General features: G+C 71.8%; 22 protein-coding genes and 2 pseudogenes. 16 read left to right on the top strand and 8 right to left on the bottom strand.

Annotated elements, in window-relative coordinates:
• Positions 1 to 316 precede the first annotated feature (316 nt).
• Positions 317 to 544, bottom strand: coding sequence for a hypothetical protein (locus OG871_RS37225; protein WP_371502899.1), 228 nt, complete (start codon positions 542 to 544; stop codon positions 317 to 319).
• 517 nt (positions 545 to 1,061) lie between these two features.
• Between OG871_RS37225 and OG871_RS37230 the strand changes: the two genes are divergently transcribed.
• The 6 genes from OG871_RS37230 (at position 1,062) to OG871_RS37255 (ending at position 7,769) form a co-directional block, all read left to right on the top strand.
• Positions 1,062 to 1,265 (top strand): cold-shock protein, encoded by a 204-nt coding sequence (locus OG871_RS37230; RefSeq protein ID WP_030918248.1) that lies wholly within the window; start codon positions 1,062 to 1,064, stop codon positions 1,263 to 1,265.
• Between the two features lie 363 nt (positions 1,266 to 1,628).
• Positions 1,629 to 3,173, top strand: a complete 1,545-nt coding sequence (locus tag OG871_RS37235; RefSeq protein WP_371502900.1) for a DEAD/DEAH box helicase — start codon at positions 1,629 to 1,631, stop codon at positions 3,171 to 3,173.
• 197 nt (positions 3,174 to 3,370) lie between these two features.
• A complete protein-coding gene (locus OG871_RS37240) occupies positions 3,371 to 3,751 on the top strand; it encodes a CBS domain-containing protein (protein ID WP_371502902.1) in 381 nt (126 codons plus the stop codon).
• An 880-nt stretch (positions 3,752 to 4,631) separates the two neighbouring features.
• Complete coding sequence (locus OG871_RS37245) at positions 4,632 to 5,684, top strand: ice-binding family protein (RefSeq protein WP_371502904.1); 1,053 nt, start codon at positions 4,632 to 4,634, stop codon at positions 5,682 to 5,684.
• Between the two features lie 386 nt (positions 5,685 to 6,070).
• Positions 6,071 to 6,646, top strand: a complete 576-nt coding sequence (locus tag OG871_RS37250; RefSeq protein ID WP_371502906.1) for a DUF5819 family protein — start codon at positions 6,071 to 6,073, stop codon at positions 6,644 to 6,646.
• Positions 6,636 to 7,769 carry an HTTM domain-containing protein gene (locus OG871_RS37255; protein WP_371502907.1) on the top strand — a complete coding sequence of 378 codons (1,134 nt, stop codon included), beginning with the start codon at positions 6,636 to 6,638 and terminating at the stop codon, positions 7,767 to 7,769. The genes OG871_RS37250 and OG871_RS37255 overlap by 11 nt, the downstream gene beginning before the upstream one ends.
• Positions 7,770 to 8,350: 581 nt before the next feature.
• On the opposite strand, the gene OG871_RS37260 is transcribed toward OG871_RS37255, so the two are convergent.
• Entirely contained in the window at positions 8,351 to 8,632 is a 282-nt protein-coding gene (locus OG871_RS37260; RefSeq protein WP_371503517.1) for a MerR family transcriptional regulator, read from the bottom strand.
• 1,033 nt (positions 8,633 to 9,665) lie between these two features.
• On the opposite strand from OG871_RS37260, the gene OG871_RS37265 reads away from it, so the two are divergent.
• A complete protein-coding gene (locus tag OG871_RS37265) occupies positions 9,666 to 9,890 on the top strand; it encodes an excalibur calcium-binding domain-containing protein (RefSeq protein ID WP_371502908.1) in 225 nt (74 codons plus the stop codon).
• Positions 9,891 to 10,207: 317 nt separating this feature from the next.
• On the opposite strand, the gene OG871_RS37270 is transcribed toward OG871_RS37265, so the two are convergent.
• The 6 genes from OG871_RS37270 to OG871_RS37295 all read right to left on the bottom strand — a co-directional run bounded on the left by OG871_RS37270 (position 10,208) and on the right by OG871_RS37295 (position 13,282).
• Positions 10,208 to 10,363 carry a DUF6131 family protein gene (locus OG871_RS37270; protein ID WP_371502910.1) on the bottom strand — a complete coding sequence of 52 codons (156 nt, stop codon included), beginning with the start codon at positions 10,361 to 10,363 and terminating at the stop codon, positions 10,208 to 10,210.
• Positions 10,364 to 10,901: 538 nt separating this feature from the next.
• Positions 10,902 to 11,504 carry an alkaline shock response membrane anchor protein AmaP gene (locus OG871_RS37275; RefSeq protein WP_371502912.1) on the bottom strand — a complete coding sequence of 201 codons (603 nt, stop codon included), beginning with the start codon at positions 11,502 to 11,504 and terminating at the stop codon, positions 10,902 to 10,904.
• A gap of 51 nt (positions 11,505 to 11,555) precedes the next feature.
• Positions 11,556 to 12,176: a DUF6286 domain-containing protein gene (locus OG871_RS37280; RefSeq protein WP_371502914.1), complete on the bottom strand. Its 621-nt coding sequence runs from the start codon at positions 12,174 to 12,176 to the stop codon at positions 11,556 to 11,558.
• Positions 12,177 to 12,224: 48 nt separating this feature from the next.
• The gene (locus OG871_RS37285) at positions 12,225 to 12,560 is read right to left on the bottom strand and encodes an Asp23/Gls24 family envelope stress response protein (RefSeq protein WP_371502915.1); all 336 of its coding nucleotides are present in this window, start codon (positions 12,558 to 12,560) and stop codon (positions 12,225 to 12,227) included.
• Entirely contained in the window at positions 12,557 to 12,745 is a 189-nt protein-coding gene (locus tag OG871_RS37290) for a hypothetical protein (RefSeq protein ID WP_371502916.1), read from the bottom strand. The genes OG871_RS37285 and OG871_RS37290 overlap by 4 nt, the downstream gene beginning before the upstream one ends.
• A gap of 54 nt (positions 12,746 to 12,799) precedes the next feature.
• Positions 12,800 to 13,282: an Asp23/Gls24 family envelope stress response protein gene (locus OG871_RS37295; protein WP_371502917.1), complete on the bottom strand. Its 483-nt coding sequence runs from the start codon at positions 13,280 to 13,282 to the stop codon at positions 12,800 to 12,802.
• Between the two features lie 161 nt (positions 13,283 to 13,443).
• On the opposite strand from OG871_RS37295, the gene OG871_RS37300 reads away from it, so the two are divergent.
• The 9 genes and pseudogenes from OG871_RS37300 (at position 13,444) to OG871_RS37340 (ending at position 20,561) form a co-directional block, all read left to right on the top strand.
• Positions 13,444 to 14,130, top strand: coding sequence for an RNA polymerase sigma factor (locus OG871_RS37300; RefSeq protein WP_371502918.1), 687 nt, complete (start codon positions 13,444 to 13,446; stop codon positions 14,128 to 14,130).
• Positions 14,121 to 14,735, top strand: coding sequence for a hypothetical protein (locus OG871_RS37305; protein ID WP_371502919.1), 615 nt, complete (start codon positions 14,121 to 14,123; stop codon positions 14,733 to 14,735). Before OG871_RS37300 ends, OG871_RS37305 begins: the two co-directional genes overlap by 10 nt.
• On the top strand, positions 14,732 to 15,163 hold the full coding sequence (locus OG871_RS37310; protein WP_371502920.1) for a hypothetical protein: 432 nt from the start codon (positions 14,732 to 14,734) through the stop codon (positions 15,161 to 15,163). Before OG871_RS37305 ends, OG871_RS37310 begins: the two co-directional genes overlap by 4 nt.
• Positions 15,164 to 15,526: 363 nt before the next feature.
• Positions 15,527 to 15,994 (top strand): annotated as a pseudogene (locus OG871_RS37315) (SRPBCC family protein); the annotation flags it as partial.
• Positions 15,995 to 16,861: 867 nt separating this feature from the next.
• On the top strand, positions 16,862 to 17,488 hold the full coding sequence (locus OG871_RS37320) for a hypothetical protein (RefSeq protein ID WP_371502922.1): 627 nt from the start codon (positions 16,862 to 16,864) through the stop codon (positions 17,486 to 17,488).
• Positions 17,485 to 18,303, top strand: a complete 819-nt coding sequence (locus tag OG871_RS37325; protein ID WP_371502924.1) for a PIG-L deacetylase family protein — start codon at positions 17,485 to 17,487, stop codon at positions 18,301 to 18,303. The genes OG871_RS37320 and OG871_RS37325 overlap by 4 nt, the downstream gene beginning before the upstream one ends.
• 62 nt (positions 18,304 to 18,365) lie before the next feature.
• On the top strand, positions 18,366 to 18,959 hold the full coding sequence (locus OG871_RS37330) for an SAM-dependent methyltransferase (RefSeq protein ID WP_371503518.1): 594 nt from the start codon (positions 18,366 to 18,368) through the stop codon (positions 18,957 to 18,959).
• The gene (locus OG871_RS37335; RefSeq protein ID WP_371502926.1) at positions 18,956 to 19,672 is read left to right on the top strand and encodes a glycosyltransferase family 2 protein; all 717 of its coding nucleotides are present in this window, start codon (positions 18,956 to 18,958) and stop codon (positions 19,670 to 19,672) included. Before OG871_RS37330 ends, OG871_RS37335 begins: the two co-directional genes overlap by 4 nt.
• Before the next feature lie 167 nt (positions 19,673 to 19,839).
• Positions 19,840 to 20,561, top strand: a pseudogene (locus OG871_RS37340) (Rieske 2Fe-2S domain-containing protein).
• Positions 20,562 to 20,567 lie beyond the last annotated feature (6 nt).

Consider the following 20,567-nt stretch of genomic DNA (forward strand, 5'->3'; position numbering starts at 1 on the left):
CCGCCTGCGGCGGTGCTGGCTCGAACCCTCGGAGGGAGAGCATTGCACAGACGGACTCAAACAGGTGTTGTCATCCACACGCAGTGTTTATCGCCCGCCCATCCCGCCGATGGCCATCAATGACGGCTCGTCACATGACTTTCCGGCCATCGCCGGTACCGCTCCGGGATCGGATCGGCGGGTGTCCGTTCGACCCGCCCCGGGGGTGCGCGTCCCCCGGACAGCGCGCCGACGCGACGGTCCAGGGGGCGTACGGCAGGGTCCGCACCGCGGGTGGTGCATCGAACTCGGCTGCAAACCGCGCGTGCGTCCTGGGTCAGAGTTTGAACATGGCGGTGTAGGGCTGGGTGATGCGTGCCTGCTGCGATCCGAAGTCGACGAGTACCGCGATTTCGCTGTCGCCTTCGACGCCGATGGCCCGGCCGAGGCCGTACTGGTCGTGGGTGACGCGGTCTCCGACGGTGAAGTGCTTGCGCGGTGCTTCGATCCGGGCCTTGAAGGGGCTGGTGGGCAGGGGGCGGCGGACTGCTGCAGATTTCGTCATTTCCTGCAGTATGCGCCGAAAATCGCGGGAGCGGGTCTTTCCGGCGCATTCGAGCTCGGAGTTGTGACAGGAATGCCGCGTGCGCCGTCCATCGCGTCCCCGGATGGCGCCGGTGGGCAGGGGTGCGTCGCTTTTGCGGGGCTGTCGCGGCGACGGCGGGCGCTCGGCGCCCGCGCGACCCGCCCTCCTGGGGAGGGCGGGTAGTCGGCGCCGAAGTGGTGGGGGTGCATGCTCAACCGGGCTGCTATCCATGCGTGTTGACGGTCCTGTCGCCTCGCAGCCGGCGGCCCCGGGGAAGGGGCCCCGCAGAACCGGGGGTGAAATTCCGCCCGCGGGGGGCCTGGGCCTGCTAGAGTCACCTTAGTTGCAGTAGTGGTTCCCATGAACTTGTGTGCGCCTGCTGATGTTTCGCAGGCGCGTTTCTGTTTCCCGGCTCTTCCCCGGGTGGGTGCTCATCGCGGCGACTCGAAGCGCGCGCTGTGCGGGTTTCGGACAGCCCCTTGAAGGAGATTTCTTTATGGCTAATGGCACTGTGAAGTGGTTCAACGCGGAAAAGGGCTTCGGCTTCATCGAGCAGGAGGGTGGCGGCCCGGACGTCTTCGCCCACTACTCGAACATCAACGCCAACGGCTTCCGTGAGCTGCTCGAGGGCCAGAAGGTCGAGTTCGACGTCACGCAGGGCCAGAAGGGCCCGCAGGCCGAGAACATTCGTCCGCTGTAGTTTTTCTGCCGAGGCACCCGCCTAGCAGCGAGGGCCCGCACCGCGTACATGCCCGGTGCGGGCCCCTTGGCATTGCTCCACCACGCATTCCCGGCCGTTCTGGCCCGTGGCTCCGCCACCGGCGCCCATCTCCACGCGAGGCGCACTGCGCCGCGTGCGGATCGGCGCCCTGCCGTGACATCTCACGGTTCGAGGTTCTGCGCTTCCGCCCTCTGCGGTGAGCGCAGACCTGAGGTGACGTGCCGCACGGTTCTACCGTCCACGCCCCGCTCTCCACACTTTCGGCCCGTTCCCTTGCGACCTCCTGCCGGCGCCCCGCGCTGCGGAGCTTCCTCGCGACGTGCCGCTCCAGGAAGGTTTCGCATGAATCGCTCCAGTCGCTCCTCGTACCAGAACGCCAACTCCCGCTCCGCCGCAGGCTTCCGCTCCGCAAGCGGCGCAGGCTCCGGGTCCCGCTCCGGCGGCAGCTCCTTCTACGGCGACCGGCCTGCCGGCGGCCAGCGCTCCTCCGGTCGGGGCAGCCGTCACGGCTCGTCCCCGCAGGGCGAGTTCGCGATGCCGGTGAGCACCACCCCGGCGCTGCCGGCCGTCGAGTCCTTCGACGAGCTGGACATGCCGAAGGCGCTGCTGTCGGTGCTGACCCGTCAGGGCGTCACCTCGCCGTTCCCGATTCAGGCCGCGACGCTGCCGAACTCGCTGGCCGGCCGCGACGTCCTCGGACGGGGCCGCACCGGCTCCGGCAAGACCATCGCGTTCGGCCTCGCGGTCCTGGCGCGCACCGCCGGACAGAAGGCCGAACCCCGCCGGCCGCTGGCCCTGGTTCTGGTCCCCACCCGAGAACTCGCCCAGCAGGTCACCGAGGCCCTTACCCCTTACGCCCACGCGGTGCGCCTGCGCCTGGCGACCGTGGTCGGCGGGATGTCCATCGGCCGCCAGGCCCAGGCGCTGAACCGCGGGGCGGAGGTCGTGGTGGCGACCCCCGGCCGGCTCAAGGACCTGATCCAGCGCGGCGACTGCCAGCTCGACGGGGTCGCCGTCACCGTCCTGGACGAGGCTGACCAGATGGCCGACATGGGCTTCCTGCCGCAGGTCACCGAGCTGCTCGACCAGGTGGCAGAGGGCTGCCAGACGATGCTGTTCTCCGCGACCCTGGACCGCAACGTGGACCGTCTGGTACGGCGTTTCCTCAAGGACCCGGTCACGCACTCGGTGGACCCCTCCGCCGCGACCGTCAGCACCATGGAGCACCACGTCCTGCACGTGCAGAACTTCGACAAGAACGCCACGATCGCGCACATCGCCTCCCGCGACGGCGGCGTCATCATGTTCATCGACACCAAGCACGGCGCCGACCGCCTCGTCGAGGACCTGCTCGCCACCGGGGTGAAGGCTGCCGCCCTGCACGGCGGCAAGTCCCAGCCCCAGCGCACCCGCACCCTCGAGCAGTTCCGCACCGGCCAGGTCACCGCGCTGATCGCGACCAACGTCGCTGCCCGCGGCATCCACGTCGACGGGCTCGACCTGGTCGTCAACCTGGACCCGCCGAGCGACCACAAGGACTACCTGCACCGGGGCGGGCGCACCGCCCGGGCCGGGGAGTCCGGCACCGTCGTCACCCTCGTCCTGCCCAACCAGCGACGCGAGATGGCCCGCATGATGACCCACGCCGGCATCACCCCCACCACCAGCCGGGTCAGCGCCGGCGACGACGAGCTCGCCCGCATCACCGGCGCCCGCGTGCCCACCGGCATCCCCACCGTGATCGCCGACCCCGTGGTCGAACGGCCGCGCCGCAGCGCATCCGCGAGCCGTAACCGTCGCAGCCGCCCCGCCTCCGCCGCCCGCAACCAGCAGACCACCACCGGCTCCCGCAGCTCGGCACCCAGGCGCGTCGCCCTCGCCGCGTAGCACCCCGACGGGCCCGGCTCGCGCTGCGGGCCGGGCCTCAACGTTCGCTGGTGGGCGACACCCGGTTCCCACGACGGCCGCGCGCGGAACCCGGGACCAGCGTCGCGGCCCGCTCCGGCAGACACCGGCGACCCGTCCCACCGCCACTGCCCCGATCACCGCCGGCCTCGGCGGAAGCGACACGAAGGAGTCCGCCCATGACCACCACCCTCGAACGCCCCGCGACCACCGCCACGGTCGGCGACCTCATGAAACGCCCAGAGCTGCAGATCAGCGACGATGTCATGGTCGACGCGGCGATGGACATCCTGCAGAGCTCCGGCGCCGGCCACGTCCTGGTCCGCGACGAGGACGGCCGCTGCGCCGGGCTGCTGACCCGCCTGCACCTCGCGCCGTTCCAGGCCCGGTCCTGGTACACCGAGCGCACCCCTGTGCGCGACATCGTTCTCGACCGCGCGCCGTTCGCCACCGCCGACATGCCCGCTGCCGAGGCGGCCGCCGCCATGCGCTCCCGCGGCCTGGACGCGTGGCCGGTGGTGGACCACGACGGCCACGCCATCGGCCTGCTCAGCTTCTAGACTGGCCTGTCGGCGCCGACGCGCCGGCATCCGCGCCGCGAAGGGCGCCTGCTGTCCGCGACCGGGCGAAGGCGACGGTCAGGCCCGTCCGCGAGCCTGCGGCGCTCTCACCGAAACCGGCAGCCGCCGGTCCACCGTAGAGCGCTTCGCCACCGCTTCGGCCCTGCCCTCACCACCAGCGGCCTCATCCCGGCAGGGGACGCGCCGGGGCGGCCTCACCCGAACCTGGGATCCCCCTTCGCAGGAGTGGTCGCCGCAGAGCCAGGGCTCACGCTCAGCACCTGGGCCACGCCGGTACCTGCCGGCACCCCACCGGGCAGGCCATGCAGGTGAACGACCGTGTCTATTAGCGGGGGCGGTGCAGAGGTGTGCAACTCTGTTCTGGGTCGTACACGCAGCGTAGCCGTACGATCACCGCCATCCTGTCCCTCCGTCAGCCCTGCCGCCTGCAGGGCAAGACCGGCCGAGCCTGCCCGCCCCTTGTTCTGGGGGTGCGAAGGCTGGGTGTCTTCCTCGTCGCCGACCCGGTGTGGGTGGATAGAGGTCAAGAGCGTTCGCATATCTTTTATGACAGTCAGTGTTCATGAATGGTGACGACCTTGGCAATTCACTCAGATGGATCGTGAACTTACTGGTTAATGTCGGCTAATGTGAGCCGAACTTCTTCCCCGGGAGGCTTGGGGCGGGCTCATCGAAGTCTGCGAAGCCTGCCGACGGGAAGGGAGCAGCGGATCGCCGTAGATCGGCGATCGTGAACCCGCCGTCGTTCCCCTCAGGAATAGGCCTCCAGATGACACTGAACATCCCTGGTGCGCTCCATTGGCGCACGATTTCCAGCTGGATCGCGACGGTTGTTCTCATCGTCGCCGCTGCAGTCACGATGTCGCCTGCGCCGGCTCAGGCGGTCGCCACGGCGATCAACCTCGGAGCAGCGGACAGTTTCGCTGTTCTGGGCGGTCAGTCCGTCACCAACACGGGCCCGTCCGTGATCACCGGGGACGTCGGGGTGAGTCCGGGGACGTCCATCACGGGTCTTCTCCCCGTCCAGGTGATCGGTGCCATCCACCAGACGGACGCGGTCGCGGCCCAGGCGCAGGCCGACCTGACCTCGGCGTACAACAACGCTGCGGGGCAGGCTTCGGACTTCACTCTCACCTCGCCCGGGGACCTCGGTGGTCAGACGCTCGTTCCGGGCGTCTACACCGCGGCGTCGTCCATCAACCTCACGGGCACCCTCACCCTCGACGCACAGGGCGACCCCAATGCCGTCTGGGTGTTCCAGGTCGGCTCGACCTTGATCACCGCACCCTCCAGCAATGTGCTCCTGGTCAACGGTGCGGCGCCGTGCAATGTCTACTGGCAGGTCGGTAGCTCGGCGACGCTCGACACCAACACGGCGTTCGTGGGCACCATCATGACGCTGGCCTCGGTCGGTCTGAACACCGGGGCGAGTCTCGACGGCCGGGCGCTGGCGCAGACTGCCGGCTCCGTGACGCTTGACACCAACCGGATCACCCGGCCGTCCTGCGCGACAGGCACCACCGGCGGCACCACGGGCGGCGTGATCGCCGGTACCACCACCGCCGGCACCACCGGCGGTACCACCACCGGCACCACGGGGGGCGTGCTCGGCGGTGTCATCACGGGCGGCGCCACCGGCGGTCTCCTGGGCGGCGTGATCGCCGGCACCACCGGCGGGACCACGACGGCCGGCACCACCGGCGGGACGACGACCGGCGGCACCACCGGCGGCACCAACGGTGGGACCACGGGTGGCGGACACGGCGGCGGTGACCACGGCGACGAGTGCGACTACGGCGACCACAGTCACCACGGCGACCACGGCGGCAAGGGTGACCACAGCAAGCCCGGCGACGAGGGCGACCACGGGTGCCCGTGTGACGACACGTGGAGCGAGCCCGCGCACACCTAGCCGAACCGGCGCGTCGCAAGAGCCGTGCGCACAGGCGCAGGCCCCGACGCGTGAACGCGCCCCTTCTGGGCGGCTCTCGGTCCGAGAGCTGCTCCGAGGCGCCGGCCCGGCTGACACGCGAAGGCCGGGGGCGTGCGACGGATCGTCACCGACGATATCGCGCGCCCCCGAACGTCCAGGGGAACAGAGCCGAGGGAGCAGCCCAGGTGGCAAGGACGGGGCCCGGTCGGGCGACGGGCAGTACACAGCTCGGGGGAGCGAGGGACACGAGCCGCCGATGGGACGGTGAGACCGCAGCCTCAGTCGCCGAGCCGTCCCTGCCGGAGCCCGGCTCGCGGGCCGGCCGTCCGTGGCCGCGCCCGCCGGGCGCGGCCACGGGCATCGCCGTGGCCCTGTGCACGGCGACATCCCTCATCCACGTCTTCCTGGTCTTTCTGTTCGTGGCACCGCCGAACCAGCTTTCCCAGTACTACAGCACGCAGATCAATGCGTGGATCTATCCGTTGTTCGAGCAGAACTGGCGGCTTTTCGCGCCGGACCCGGAGTCCGTGACCCGGCAGATTTCCGCGAGAACGGAGCGAACGTCGGCGGACGGCACCCGTCAGGTCAGCGACTGGTACGACCTGACCGCAGTCGATGACGCCGACGTCAAGCACAATATCTTTCCCAGTCACACGACGCAGAATATGCTGCGCCGTTCCTGGACTGCCTATCTGGAAGCGTTCGGAAATGGGGACCGGCCGCACTCGGAGCGCGCTCGGATGATGCAGAAGTACCTGCGCAACATCGCGGTGGAGCGACTCACCGCCAGTCGGAACGGAACATTCGAGGCCGTTCAGTTGCGGGTGATCACTCGGCCCATCGCGGTGCCCGCCACGCCGGGCAAGCCCCGCCCGGCCGCGCAGTCCCCCGCCGAAACCAGGTACCTGCCCTGGTGGAAGGTGGCGACCGATGGAAACTGAGCAGATCCCGGCCGAGACGCCCGCTGCGCACCGGCCGGCCCATCCGGGCGGCAGCACAGACAGCCGGCGCACGCTCGCTCGCATCGCCGCATGGGGCAGCCTCGTGACCGACCGGCCGGTGTCCCTGTACGCGTCGGCGGTACTGCGCATCGGCTACGGCCTGCTCTACCTGGCCTTCCTGCTGAGGGAGTTTCCGCACCGCGACGAGATCTGGGGCCCGGGATCACCCTGGACGCCCGCCCTGGCGAGAGAGCTGTTCGACCAGACCGGCTGGCTCAGTATTCTCACCCTCTCCGACCGCCCGGCGTACTTCGAGGCCTGCTACGCGACGGCCGTCGTCACCGCCTCACTGTTCGTCCTGGGCTGGCGGACCCGGGTGGTGTCGATCCTGTTCGCCGTCGTGGTGGCCTCGTTCCACGCGCGGGCCATCTTCATGACGGACGGCGGAGACAACCTCATCCTCCTCATGGCCCTGTACCTCACCTGCACCGCCTGCGGCCGACGCTGGTCCCTGGACGCACGCAGGACGCGCCGCCAGGCCGCACGCAAGGCCGAGCGCCCGGTGTCCAGCCCGGGAGCGCACACCCTCTGGCATCGACTCGGCACCACCCGCGACCGCTTGAGCACGGTGCTGCACAACTGCGCCATGTTCGTCATCGCGGCCCAGGTCTGCGTCGTCTACGGATCGGCAGGCTTGTACAAGGTCCAGGGCAGCCTCTGGGAGAACGGGACCGCCCTGCACTACGTCATGAACCTCGACCTCTTCCGGCCCTGGCCCGCGCTGTCACTCATGCTCGACAGCCACCCCCTGCTGACCGCCGCCGCCACCTACCTCACCGTGCTGCTCCAGGTGGCCTTCCCGTTCGTCCTGTTCGGCAGACTGAAGTACCCCGTCCTGGCGATGCTGCTCGGAATGCACGTGGGTATCGCGGTTCTCATGGGCCTCCCGCTCTTCTCCGGGGCCATGATCGTGGCGGATGCCGTGTTCCTTCCGGACCGCTTCCACCTGTTCCCGGGACAGCTGTGGCGGCGTGCCTTCCCACGTGCAGTTCCCGTGGAAGCGCAGGATTCGCCCCGCGGGAAGGGCCTCGCCGTACCGCCGCAACCCGGATCGGCCGGCTGAGGCCGCGATGCACGTGACGCTCTTCAACCTGCGATCGCTGCCCTTCTCATCGCGCCTGCGCCGTCGCGCGGACACCAGCCGACGCGCCCGCTCGAGCCATGCGAGCAGGGGACACGGAACCTCCTCGGCGGGGGTCGGACCGCTCACGCCCGGGCCTGCCGGACCAGGTCGTCCAGGCCGGCATCCGCCCGGCCCCGGTCTCCCGCCTTACTGCTGTTCCACGGTGGCTGTGTCATCGCCCGTCACCGGTGCCCGAGCCCGCCCCGGTGGCGGCCCGGAGCGCAGATCGTCGGCCAGTGCGTCCCGCAGTGCGTACAGCGCCGCGACCTCCGCGCTCTGCGTCAGACGCGTCAGCAGGACCCGGATGAGGCCGTCGTCGCCAACGCGGACGGCGGGCACGATCCCAGCGATGACGAGGTCCCTCTCCGGGTCGGTCGGCTCGGGTCTGCCCGTCATACAAGAGCCAACGAGCGGACCCGGCGGTGGGCACGCCGCTCGCGCAGGCGCGGGACTTCTCCGAACGCCTGCCCAGGAAGCCAATGTCTGCGGCGTCGGGGGTGGGGCTCCCGCGGGTGGGCGGGTCAGGTGTCGGCGGCGGGTTCCTGGCCGTGCTGGGAGCCGCGGAGCTGCTCGTTGATGCGCAGGGCTTCTTCGAGTTGGTCTTCGAGGATGACGATGCGGCAGGCGGCGTCGATGGCGGTGCCCTGGTCGACGAGGTCGCGGGCGCGCATGGCGATGCGCAGCTGGTAGCGGGAGTAGCGGCGGTGGCCGCCGTCGGAGCGCAGTGGGGTGATGAGGCCCTGTTCGCCGAGGGCGCGTAGGAATCCGGGGGTGGTGCGGGTCATCTCGGCGGCGCGGCCCATGGTGTAGGCGGGGTAGTCGTCGTCGTCGAGGCGGTCGGGGGTGTCGGGGGTATGCGGTCGGATGGTTGCCGTGGTCACTGCACCTCTTCTTGCTTGTATCGGGACGCGCTGAGGGGCCCCGAGGCCGTTGCGGCTCCCGGGGCCCCGAAGGGTTCTACACCATCTGCCGGCCTGTGGCCGGGTTCCTTATGTCCGCGTCGCCCCGGGGGATGGGGCGTGCGGGGATCGCGTATGCGTGACCGGAAACCACCGTCCTTGCCTTGGGGTCTTCGGAGTCCGCCCGGGTGACTGCTCACGGGCCGGGCGATCCTGATGGCGCTCTCTCCCTCCGTTCATCCTCTGAACTGACCTGATCCTGCGAACTGCGGGTAGTGCGACGTGCTCGCTACTGCTCACACGGGTACTTCTCGGTACTGCTCGTACTGCGACTTGCCCCGGTAGTGCCAATTACCCGGTCTTGCTGTGGCGGTCCTGATGCTCCGCCGGGTCCGACAGTCAGCCCCGTCGCCCGTCCTGCTCACCTGCTCGGCTTGGAACCCCACTGCCCGGACTTCCCAGCACGCGCGCCGACAGTCCTGGCGCCTTCACTGAGATACCGCGTACTACGACTGCCGGTACTGCCCAACTCAACTTCACCTGCTGGACTGCGGTACCGCTCGGTGGCGGCCCCTGATACCTGCGGGCCACCCGGCCCGGCCACCGGTCCTGTCGCCTTACTGCACCATTCCTGGCTTCAGGACCCTGCAACCGTGCCGACCTGCGAACTTCTGTACTGCTGCCCACCAGTTCGTGTCTGGCGGGTACCGCTTGACCTCGTCTACGAGAGAAACACTAACCACGGCGCCCGGCAATGTCTACTCTGGCGAGGACAGATTTTTCGGTGTCGGCTAGGGAGGTAGTCTTCGCCAGGCACGGGGCGGCCGGTCGCCGCAAGCAGCGCTCCGGGACGCAGGACGCCGCGTTCGGCGGCCACGACCATGAACGAACGAGAGGCGAGCGGTGGAAGGGCCGCAGGCGCGCACCCCCAACCCCCATGTGCAGGTGTCGCTGGCCGCCGCCATCGCCGAAGCCGTCAGACCCGTCGAGCCGAGCGTGGCCACCGCCTCCGCAGAACCGGCCACCGCACCACCGGGCGTGTACTACCGCCGGCGCGCCGACGCTCGCGCAGCCGGCGTCGCACCGCTGTACCGCGGAGCCGGGCTGCCGGCCGGAACTCGACCAGGACGGCGACGGCGTGGCCTGTGAACCTCCACCGTGAGCTGGAAGCGGGGGCGGTTGGGTGCCTTGAGTGGCCGCCGCTGCGATGCCTCGCCGGGTGGGCCTGGGACTGGCCGGGTGCCGTGAAGTAGCGGGTTCCACGTGCCCGAGCGGGCGCCGGCAGGTTCGACGACGCCGGGCACCCGAGAGACACAACGCCGGAACGGCGTCGCGGCGCTCGGTTGCGGGCCGCCACCGTGTCGGTGGCGGCCCGCCCGCGGACGGCGGTCCGGGTTAAGTGGCGGAGGTGAGGCGCCGTGTGGCCGGCCCGACAGCAGGCAGGTGTGCGTGCGTCGGGCCGGCGTTGGGGGTGGCGCGTCACCAATAGTGGTTGCGGCCTCCGACGGCGTGACCGAGGGCTCCCATCAGCCACAGGACGAGTCCGACGGCGGCGAGGATGATGCCGATGGTCCACAGGATGCTGATGCTGGTGACGAAGCCGATGATGAGGAGGATAACTCCGAGGATGATCATTGGTGCCTCCCTGCGATACCCCCCCCGGTGCTGATGTGTTCTCCCCCCGGTTCGGAAGCGGACGTCGTGCGTGTACCGGCATGTGAGGTCGCGTGGTCGACGCTGACGGGGCACGGAGGTCCGCCCGCTCGTTCGGGTGAGGGGAGGGCCGCGTGCGCGTCGGTTGCCGGCTGTCGCCGGGCGTGCGGTGGTGGTGCACGGTGTCCGGCGGTGAGGCCGGCGGGTTCCTGGGGGTCGACGCCGGTGTGGGCGCCCGCACCGCGACCGCCGCTGGGCCGCTGGGAGGGCCCTTGGGGGCCGGTGTCGTGGGCGTGCTGTCGGGGCTTTCCTGGCGGTCTCCTCGGCGCGCCGACCGCCGCTTTCGATGGTGTCGTCGGGCGCGTCCTGGCTTTCTTCCGCGGACACCGTCCGGCCGGGGCCGGGTTCGGGCGGGTAGGGGTGGAAGGGGCGGTGGGCGCGGCTGTCGGGCTCCTGGTGATTCTTCACGGAGTGATTCCAGCGTGCTCGGTGTCAGCGGGAAGGGCGTGCTGCCGAGAGGTCAGTCGGCACGGTGTGGCCGGTGGGAGGCGACACGCAGGACGACCCGGGTGGAGAGGTCCTGCCGACCGGTGGAGCGGCGGGCACGGCGCAGGGGTCCGTCAACGAGGGCACCGCTCACACCGCGTGGGGAGATGTGCGGTTCGAGGGTGAGGGTGACGTCTGCCCGGGGGTTGCCGGCCGGCCCGGTGAGGTGGGCTCCGGCGCTCTTCACACCGGGCAGACGGGCACAGTCCTCCGTCAGGGCCTGGGCCAGGGCGTGGCCCTCCAGCCGTACGCCGGCTACGGGCGGGGTGCCGACCGGCAGGCGGCCGGGGCGGCGTTGGCGGAGCTGTGCGACGAGCCACCACAGGGCCAGCACGAGCGCGACGGCCAGGGCGGCGATGGCGACGGGCCACCACCAGCCCTCGCCCGCCCAGCGGGTGCGCTGGGCATCGGTGAGCAGGACGCTGCTCGGCGCGGTGTAGGGCCATCCGCCGGGCGGTGTGACGTTCAGGCGTCGGTAGAGGTCGAGGCCGCCGGCGAGGGCCAGCAGGCCGGTTCCCAGCAGGACCAGGCCGGCCAGGGCGAGCAGGATCCGGTTGGGTACGGAGCGGGTCTTCATCGTCGTCTTCCTCCTTTCGGGGTGCGCCGGTGGTCGGTGGGGGTGGCCGGATCAGGCGGATCGCGGGCGGACCCGCACGGTGAGCCGGGGGCTGGTGGCGAGGCCGAGGGCGGTGATCTGCTGGTCCAGGGTGTCCGTCAGTTCCTTCTCGACCGTCTCGGGATCGCGGAAGGTGATCCGCGCGCGTGCCGTGACGTGTCGTCGGCGAACTCGGATTCGGGCCTCGGAGACGCCGGGCGTCTGCAGGGCGGCGTCCCGCAGCAACACCGCCGCGCCGTCGCGCTCGAGCATGAGCTCGACGTCGGGGGCCGTGTCCGGGCCTGCCAGGGGCAGCAGATGGCGGCGGCCGGGGGTGAGCGCGATGGTGATCAGGCACAGTCCGATCACCGCGGCGACCACGGCGCCGGTGAGGACCCACGGGTCGTTCAGGGGGCGGGTGGCGAGTTCGTGGGTGAGGGACTTGCGCCAGGCCGCCGCGGTGTGTCCGGTCCGCACCCGGATGGTGTCGAAGAGCAGCACACCGCAGGCCGCCGCCAGGACGAGGGCGACGAGGGCGGCGGGGATCCGGCGCTGGGACCACCACCGTGACGGGCTCCGGTGCGGGCCGCCTGCTTCGTCGGTGTCGCCGGCAGTGGGTGTTGCGGCGGCCGGTATCTGCTGATGCTGGGTCATCTCGCCTTCACCTCAGGGTGGGCGGTCGGGTGGATTGTCCCCTGGTGGTCAGTGGACGCGTCCGCGTTCCTCGCCGGCGTCCAGGTGCTTGATGTCCAGGGTCACTTCCGTGATGCGAAGTCCGGTGAGAAGGCCGACCCGCTCCGCGACGTCCCGCTGGATGTCACGGCACGCAGGGGCGAGGTCGAGCGGGTAGGGCAGGGAGAGGGCCAGGCGTAGGCGCGCCGCGCCCAGGTGCACGGTGGCTGAGACCCGGGGGAGGGTCGTCGCGCCGGTCCGCTCGGCGAGGACCTGGCGGCCCGCCCGGGTGGCGATGCGGGTGACGACGCGTTCGGGGACGGTGGTCGCGCCGCGCTCTCGGGAGGGGACGGGCGCGGCGCTCATCTGCGCCGGTCCCCGCTACGGGGGTGCAGCAAGTCGTCCACGCTCAGGTCGCCCTCCAGGAGACGGCCGATCACGAGGCCGAGCACCCCGAGGACCAGCACCAGGAGGAAGGCCCAGAAGCCGCCGAAGTAGCCGGCGAAACCCAGGGCCATGCCGGCCAGCAGACCCACTGCGGCTGTGCTCATCCCACTCACCTGTCCCTTAGTCGATTCCGGTGTCGCGACTCGGCGGGCACCGGGCTAGCTGACCCGGCGCCCACCGCCGTCGTCGTCCTCGCCCTCGTCGGGGAGGTGGACGTCGTCGACGGCGATGTTCACCTCGACGACCTCCAGGCCGGTCATGCGTTCCACCGCGGAGATGACGCTCTCGCGGACGTCGCCGGCGACCTCGGTGATCGGGACGCCGTACTCGACGACGATGTCCAGGTCAACGGCCGCTTGATGCTCGCCGACCTCGACCTTGACGCCGCGCCCGGCGCTCGGGCGTCCGCCCGGTACCCGGTCGCGGACCGCGCCGATCGTCCGGGACATCCCGGCGCCGAGGGCGTGGACGCCCGGAACCTCTCGGGCGGCCATGCCCGCGATCTTCTCCACCACGCTGTCGGCGATAGTGGTTCTTCCGCGTTCCGTCGGCGTGCGGTTTTCCGCCCCATCGTCCGGCGGACGACTGAGGCTCTGGGCGGCACGCGTGGTGCTGGTGCCCCCGGAAGTGGTGTCCGTCATGGCGAGCTCCTCGATCGGACCGGACGGGCGTCGGTGCGCGCCCGTCAGAGATTGGACGGGCACCGGGGCGAATCCTCACACCCATCTCGTGTGATGCACATCACATTGCAGCGGAGGAGAATGGACCACGTGCGCAGACCGCCAGAGGCACGGCGCCCGCCATGACCGCAGCCCAAACCCCCCGCCCCCACCCCGCATCTCCCGAGGGCGGGGCACGGGGCGGATCCCGCAGCCCGCCCCTTCGGCCTCCGCCGGCGGCATACCGCCCGCCCGCCCACTCACCCGCGTCGGCCGAGAGCGCCGCCGAGCAGGCGGACCGCCTGCTGGCGATCCGTGCCGGCGAAGGGGACGACGACGCCTTCGCCACCCTCGTCGACCGCCACATCACCAGCCTCCTCGCGCTGGCCACCCATCTCATGGGCAACCGCCACGACGCCGAGGACACCGTCCAGGACGCCTTCCTCAGTGCCTGGCGCAGACTGCCGCAGTTCCGCGGCGACGCCGCGTTCCGCACCTGGATGTACCGCATCGTCACCAACCGCTGCCTCAGTGTCCTGCGCAGGCGCCCCCCGGCCGCCACCCCCCTCCACACCAGCCCCGAACCCGCCCAGCCCACCGGGCCGGCCCAGCCCGAACGAGCCGCCGAGACCCACGCCGCCACCGACGCGCTCGCCCGCGCCCTCGCCCGCCTCGACGCCGGCCAGCGCACCTGCTGGGTACTGCGCGAACTGCACGGCCTGCACTACGACGAGATAGCGCAGGTCACCGGTATCAGCCAACAGAGCGTGCGCGGAAGGCTCTACCGCGCCCGACGAAACCTGGCCCAGGAGATGTCCCCATGGCGATAGAAGACCCACCCACCGCCGGGCACCTCGACGCCGACCGCGCGCAGTACCTCGCCTGCGGGCGCCCCCTCACCCAGGTCTGGCGGCACGCACACACCGAGGACACGCCCGATCCACACACCGCCCGATGCCCCTACTGCCAACAGGCCCTGCAGAGCCTGGCCACCCTCGAGCAGGCGACAGCCGCCCTGCGCGCCACCGAACAGACCAGCGGCCACCACCTGGCGGGGGACGTGATGCGGGCCGTCCGCGCCGAAATGCGTCTGGGCCGGATCCTGCCCCTCGACGACCCCACCCTCGACCTGCGTGTCGCCGAGAACACCGCCGCCAAACTGCTGCGACAGGCCGCCGACCACGTGCCCGGAGCCCAGGCCGTCAGCTGCCGACTGACCCCCGTCGGCGACACCGCCATCCATGTGAGCATGACACTCGCGGCAGACCCCCACCGGCCCCTGCACCCGCTCGCCGCCCAGGTGCGCGCAGCCGTCCTGCGAGCCGCCGAACACCACGTGGGCCTGCGGGTACTGCGCGTCGACATCCACATTGCCGACCTCCTGCCTCCCCCCGACGCCGAGGCCGCACTGCCACGGCCGGGAGCATCCCGATGACGTCGGCGTTGGCACGCGAGATCCAGCGAGCCGCCGCGCAGGCCGCCCTCGCCCACCCCCAGGTCGCCGCGCTGCAACCCACCCTCGCCGACCGGCTGACCGCCGCCGCCGAATCACTGCACCACGCGACTCGTCCCCCCGCCGCAGTGCGGGTCCAGCGACTGCCAACCGGCGAAGGCTGGCACGTCGAGGTCCGCTGCCTCGTCCACCGCGACCGGCGAACCCTGGACGTCGCCCGTCAGATACGCGAAAGCATCCGCGACACCCTCACCACCACCGGCCTACTCGACCCCGCCGAGCACCTCACCGTCCGAATCACCATCACCACAATCCTTCGCGACGACTCCGGCAGGGCAACACCCCCCACCGACACCGGAGACCGGCAATCCCCGCCGCCGGAAAGGCCGACGGCCCCTCCACGTCCATAACCCGACATCAGAGCCGGGGGTGCCCGTACAGTCCCCGGGTCGCGCGCGCGGACTGCTCCCGCTGCGGTGCGTTCCCGGCTCCGGCCGCCTCTGCCGCAGGAGACGTTGCAGGGCCCAGCACCCGGTCACCTCGCCGGACGGCGGTGACCGCGGTGCCGACCTCATGGACCACGCACCGGTCGTGGTGCTCCTCGTCGTGCTGATGATCGCACTGCTGTACTGGGCCGCGCCCAACGCGAGCGCGGTCCGGGCGCCCCTCGTAGCTCGGACGGACAGCGCAGGGCGCCGATTGAATGCCCGTGTGGCGGGCAGGCGCGCTGGTGCACGGAGTATCTGAACCTGTCGATTCGGAAGGAGATCGTTGTGAGCAAGGTGAAGGAGTCCATCGACGTGGACGTCCCGCTGCACAGCGCCTACAACCAGTGGACGCAGTTCGAGGACTTCCCGCGTTTCATGCACGGCGTGGAGGAGGTCCGCCAGACCGACGACCGGCACTGCCACTGGACGACGAAGGTCGCCGGTGCCCGCCGCGAGTTCGACACCGAGATCGTCGACCAGCTCCCCGACGAGCGGATCTCCTGGCGCACGGTGGGCGGCGATGTCCGGCAGATGGGGGTCGTGACCTTCCAGCGCCTCGACGATGCCCACACCCGGGTGAGTCTGGCCATGGACTTCGAACCTCACGGCCTGACCGAGAAGGCCGGCGCCATGCTCGGCGTCCTGGACCGGCAGGTCAACGGCGACCTGAAGCGGTTCAAGGGCTTCATCGAGGAACAGGGCCGCGAGAGTGGCAGTTGGCGCGGCCGACTGGCACCGGACGGCGGATCGGCCCCTGCTGCAGGCGGGCCGCGCGGGCTCGGTGACGCGCCAGCGCGGCAGGCACCCCAGGCCCGGACGACCGGAGAGGGAGCGCCGCCCATGCCCGAGGACCCGGATGACATGCGACGCGGCTGACCGCCCCCGGGCGTCACCTACCGGCGCCGCCCACCGGCGGAGTGCCACTGCAGAGACTCCCCTCGGCAGGCGCTCCACGCTTCGCACGGGTCGGCAGACCGGGTCGGTCCGTCGTACTGAGCGTGCGGGCGATTGGCGCGCGAGGCAGAGTCGGAGCAGAGCCGGAGCAGGCTGGGTGCCCGCTCCGCGCGCCCGGACCGGTGCCGAGGAGCACACCGTGACCGCTGGCTCGTCCTTCCGACCGTCCACGCTGCCGCCGTGGCCCGTGCGTCTGCCTCGCCAGCCTGATCCGCGCCGAGCCGGAACCCGATGAGTACCGGCATGGTGGCGGCGAGCCCACCGACGGACCTCGGCGAGCTTTTGGGCCCGGGCGCGGATGCGGAGCACTACCGCCGCTGCGTCGCTCAGGCGTTCACCCGCATGGCGGCCTGCGGGGACCTGGATCTGCCACTGCCCGGAGGCGGCCGGACCCGCGCCCGGTGGGAGGCGCTCACCCGCTGGGCGCAGTGGGATCTGTCCCTGGCCCGGCTTGCCGAGGGCCATACCGACGCGGTCGCGATTCTCGCCGAACTCGACGCCCCGGGCACGGAGGACCTGCCTACGGCAGGGGACGCGGCCCGTTGGGGGGTGTGGGCGGCTGAGCCTCCCGGGTACACCCTGCAGGCCCAGCGAGTACCCGGCGGGTGGCGGCTCTCGGGAGTCAAACCGTTCTGTTCGGGCGCTCGGGTGTGCACGCATGCGCTCGTGACCGCGCGGGAAGGGGAGCGGCGGCGCCTGTACGTCGTCGAGGTCGCGCAGCCCGGCGTCGCGCCGGTGCCGGAGAGCTGGCCCGGGCCGGGTATGGCGGGCAGCGACACCCTGGACGTGACCTTCGACGCCGTCCGGGCCATCCCGGTCGGCGAGGCGGGCGCCTATCTGGAGCGCCCGGGCTTCCACCACGGCGGCATCGGCGTCGCCGCCTGCTGGCATGGTGGTGCCCGTGCCGTTGCCCGCACGCTGCTGGCCGCCGCGCGGAAGTGGGACCTGGACCCGCACGCCCTGGCGCACCTCGGCGCGGTCGACGCCCGCCTGGTGACCGTGGACGCCCTGCTGGACGGCGCCGCCGCCGCCGTCGACGCCGACCCGCACGACCGCGACGGTACCGCGCACCTCCGCACGATGAGGGTGCGTGCGGCCGTCGAGGACGCCGCCGGCGATGTCCTCGGCAGGGTCGGCCGGGCGCTCGGCGCCGCTCCGCTCGGCCACGACGCGGTCCACGCGCGGGCCGTCGCGGACCTGACCGTCTACCTGCGTCAGCACCACGCGGAGCGCGACCTCGCCGCCCTCGGCAGGGCCGCCGCCGCCACCCGCCGGGACTGGGAGGACGTGTGACGAGCCGTCCGGCCCCGCCCCTGTCCGCTCCCGAACCGCGGCCGCTGCCGACCCCGGCCGACCCGATCCAGGCGCCCGGCACCCCCGAACAGGACTGGCACACCTGGCCCGGGCTCCGCAGCCTGCCCGTCCTCGACCCGCTCGCCCACCTGCCGGCCACTTCGGGCCGTCGGCCCCGGGTGCTGCTCGTCGCAGCCCATCCCGACGACGAGGTCCTCGGCTTCGGCGGCACGATCGCCGTCCTCGCGGCAGCCGGCATCCGGCTGCGCCTGGTGTCCGTCACCGACGGCGAAGCCTCCCACCCGGACAGCCGCAGCCCGCTGGCCCGCGACCTGGCGGCCGTCCGCACCAGGGAGCTGCACCAGGCCCTTGGCCGCTTGGGCGCCGACGTGCAGAGCGTGGCGCTGGGTGTGCCCGACGGTCGGGTCGCCCGGCATGAGCAGGATCTGGCCGGCCGACTGGCTGAGCTGCTTCGGGACTGCGACCTGTGTGTGGTGCCGTTCACTCGGGATGTGCATCCAGACCACGAGGGTGTCGGCCGTGCCGCCCTGGTGGCCGGTACGGCACGGGGCGTGCCGGTGTGGGAGTACCCGGTGTGGGCGTGGCACTGGGCGGCGCCCGGCGACGCACGGCTGCCGTGGCACCGCGCGGCCCGCATCCCGCTGCCGCCCGCCGCACAAGCCCGCAAGCATGCGGCACTGGAGTGCTTCCGCAGCCAGACCCAGCCACTCGGCGACGAGCCGGGGGACGAGGCGATCCTGCCGCCCGCCGAACTCGCCCACTTCCGCCGCGACTTCGAGGTGGTCTTTCGGTGACCGCGCCCCGACGCAACGCCGTGGACGGGGCTGCGGGCACGCCGGGGGATTACTTCACCCGCATGTACGCCGCCGGGGCCGACCCGTGGCGGCTCGCCGACCGCTGGTACGAACAGCGCAAGTACGCCCTCACGCTCGCAGCCCTCCCCAAGCCGGACTACCGCAGTGCGTTCGAGCCCGGCTGCTCGGTCGGCGTCCTCTCCGGCCTGCTCGCCGCCCGGTGCCGGGCGCTGCTCTCCTGTGACCGGGAGGAACGCGCCCTCGCGCAGGCCCGCCCCCGCCTTGCGCAGTTGCCGCACGTGCGCGTGGAACACCGCGTGCTGCCCGACGACTGGCCGCAGGAAGGCTTCGACCTCATCGTCCTCTCCGAATTGCTGTACTACTTCACCGCCGACGACACCGCCGGCCTCCTGGACCGTGCGGTGCGGTCGCTCGAACCAGGAGGCACCCTGGAGCTCGTCCACTGGCGCCACCCAGTCGCCGCCCACGCCCGCAGCGCCGACGCCGTCCACCACCAGGCCCGCAACCACCCCGCACTGGTACGGATCGCCGCGCACACCGAGCCGGACTTCCTCCTCGACGTGTTCACCCGCCCCGAGCAGCGCGGCACCCCCGCGGAGCGCCTGTCGGTCGCCGCCGTCGAGGGGCTGGCGTGATCAGCGCCCTGGCCGTGGTCGTGCCGGCCCGCGACGAGGAGGAACTGCTCGGTGGCTGCCTGGACGCGTTGCATCGGGCAGCCCGGCATCCGCGTGTACGGGCTCTGCCGGTGCGCATGATCGTGGTTGCCGACGCCTGCACGGACGGCACGGAGGCCGTCGCCCGTCGGCACGGCGCAGAACTTCTGCAACTGACCGCGGGCAACGTCGGGGCTGCCCGAGCGGCCGGCAGCGACCATGCCATCGGCACCGCCCCGGCATCCCGGCGGGGTCTGACACCCGAGGGGCTGTGGCTGGCCCACACCGATGCGGACTCCCGTGTCCCGGCCGACTGGCTCGCCCAGCAGCTCGCTCATGCGGCCGCGGGCTGGCATGCCGTCGTGGGAACCATTCGCGTCACGGACTGGACCGGTCACATGGAAGGCACCGCTGTCGCCTTCCGGCGGCACTACCAGCAGGAGTGGCCCGCTGACTTGCATCGGCACGTCCACGGCGCGAATCTCGCCGTGCGGGCCGACGCCTACCGCGCGGCCGGAGGCTTCGAGCCGCGGAGAGTCGGCGAGGACAGAACCCTGGTGGCCGCTTTGGAAGCCGCCGGCCGGCGGGTCAAACGCACCACCCGGAACCCGGTCACCACCTCCGCGCGGCGCGAAGCCCGTGCCCGCGGCGGATTCGGCGACTTCCTCCAGGAGCTCGACGCCTTGACCGGCTGACAGCTGAACGCCGCGGCCATGCCCGGTGCGCGGGCCGAGGCCGGGTACGCCCGTCCGGCTCAGCCCGGGCCGCGCAGGCGCGGGAGCGGACAGCGTGGTCTCCATGGGAACCGCGTATCGCGGGTGCCGTCCGCTCGGACGGCGGCGACGGCTTCGGTGTCCGGGCCCTGAAGGCGCTGGACGCCGTCGGTGGGGCCGAAGAGCTCGACGCGATCACCGAGCCGCTGAAGCGCGCCGTCCAGGGACTGCCGCTGGGGCGGCTGCGCGGGGTCTTGCACGGCCGGCCCCTGGGCCACCCACTGCATCCGGCTCTCGTCCAGCTGCCGGTGGGCGCATGGCTGTCCGCAGCCGTTCTCGACTTCGTGCCCGGCTCCGCGCGGGCCGCGCGTGTCCTCATTGCGGTCGGCGTCGTCACCGCTGCCCCGGCGGCGTGGACGTGGTGGGTCGACTGGGCCGAGCAGCACGAGCAGCAGATGCGCATCGGCCTGGTCCACGCCGCGTCGATGGCGGCCGCGGTGGGCCTGCACGGCGCGTCGTGGGCGGCTCGCTTGGGGCTTGCCGGACTGACGGCGCTCGGTGGCGGGGCGGCGGTCGGCGGGCACCTCGCCCACCGGCAGGCCGCCGGCGTGAACAAGGCGGAGCCCGTCCTGCACCTCGTCGAGCTGACGGGGTGTTCCACGTCCTGGCCGACCGGTGCAGTCACGCCTCCGGTCCCCTCTCGGAGGGCGACGTCGTCGACGGCTGCGTGACGTGCCCTTGGCACGGCAGCGTGTTCCGTCTGGCGGACGGTTGGAACGTGGGTGGGCAGGCCACTGCCCCGCAGCCGTGCTTCGTCACCCGTACGGACGGCGACGGCAACCTTCAAGCGTGCCTGCCCGACGCCGGCTGAGCGCGT

Origin of the sequence: Kitasatospora sp. NBC_00374, assembly GCF_041434935.1 — a bacterium.
Lineage (GTDB): Bacteria > Actinomycetota > Actinomycetes > Streptomycetales > Streptomycetaceae > Kitasatospora.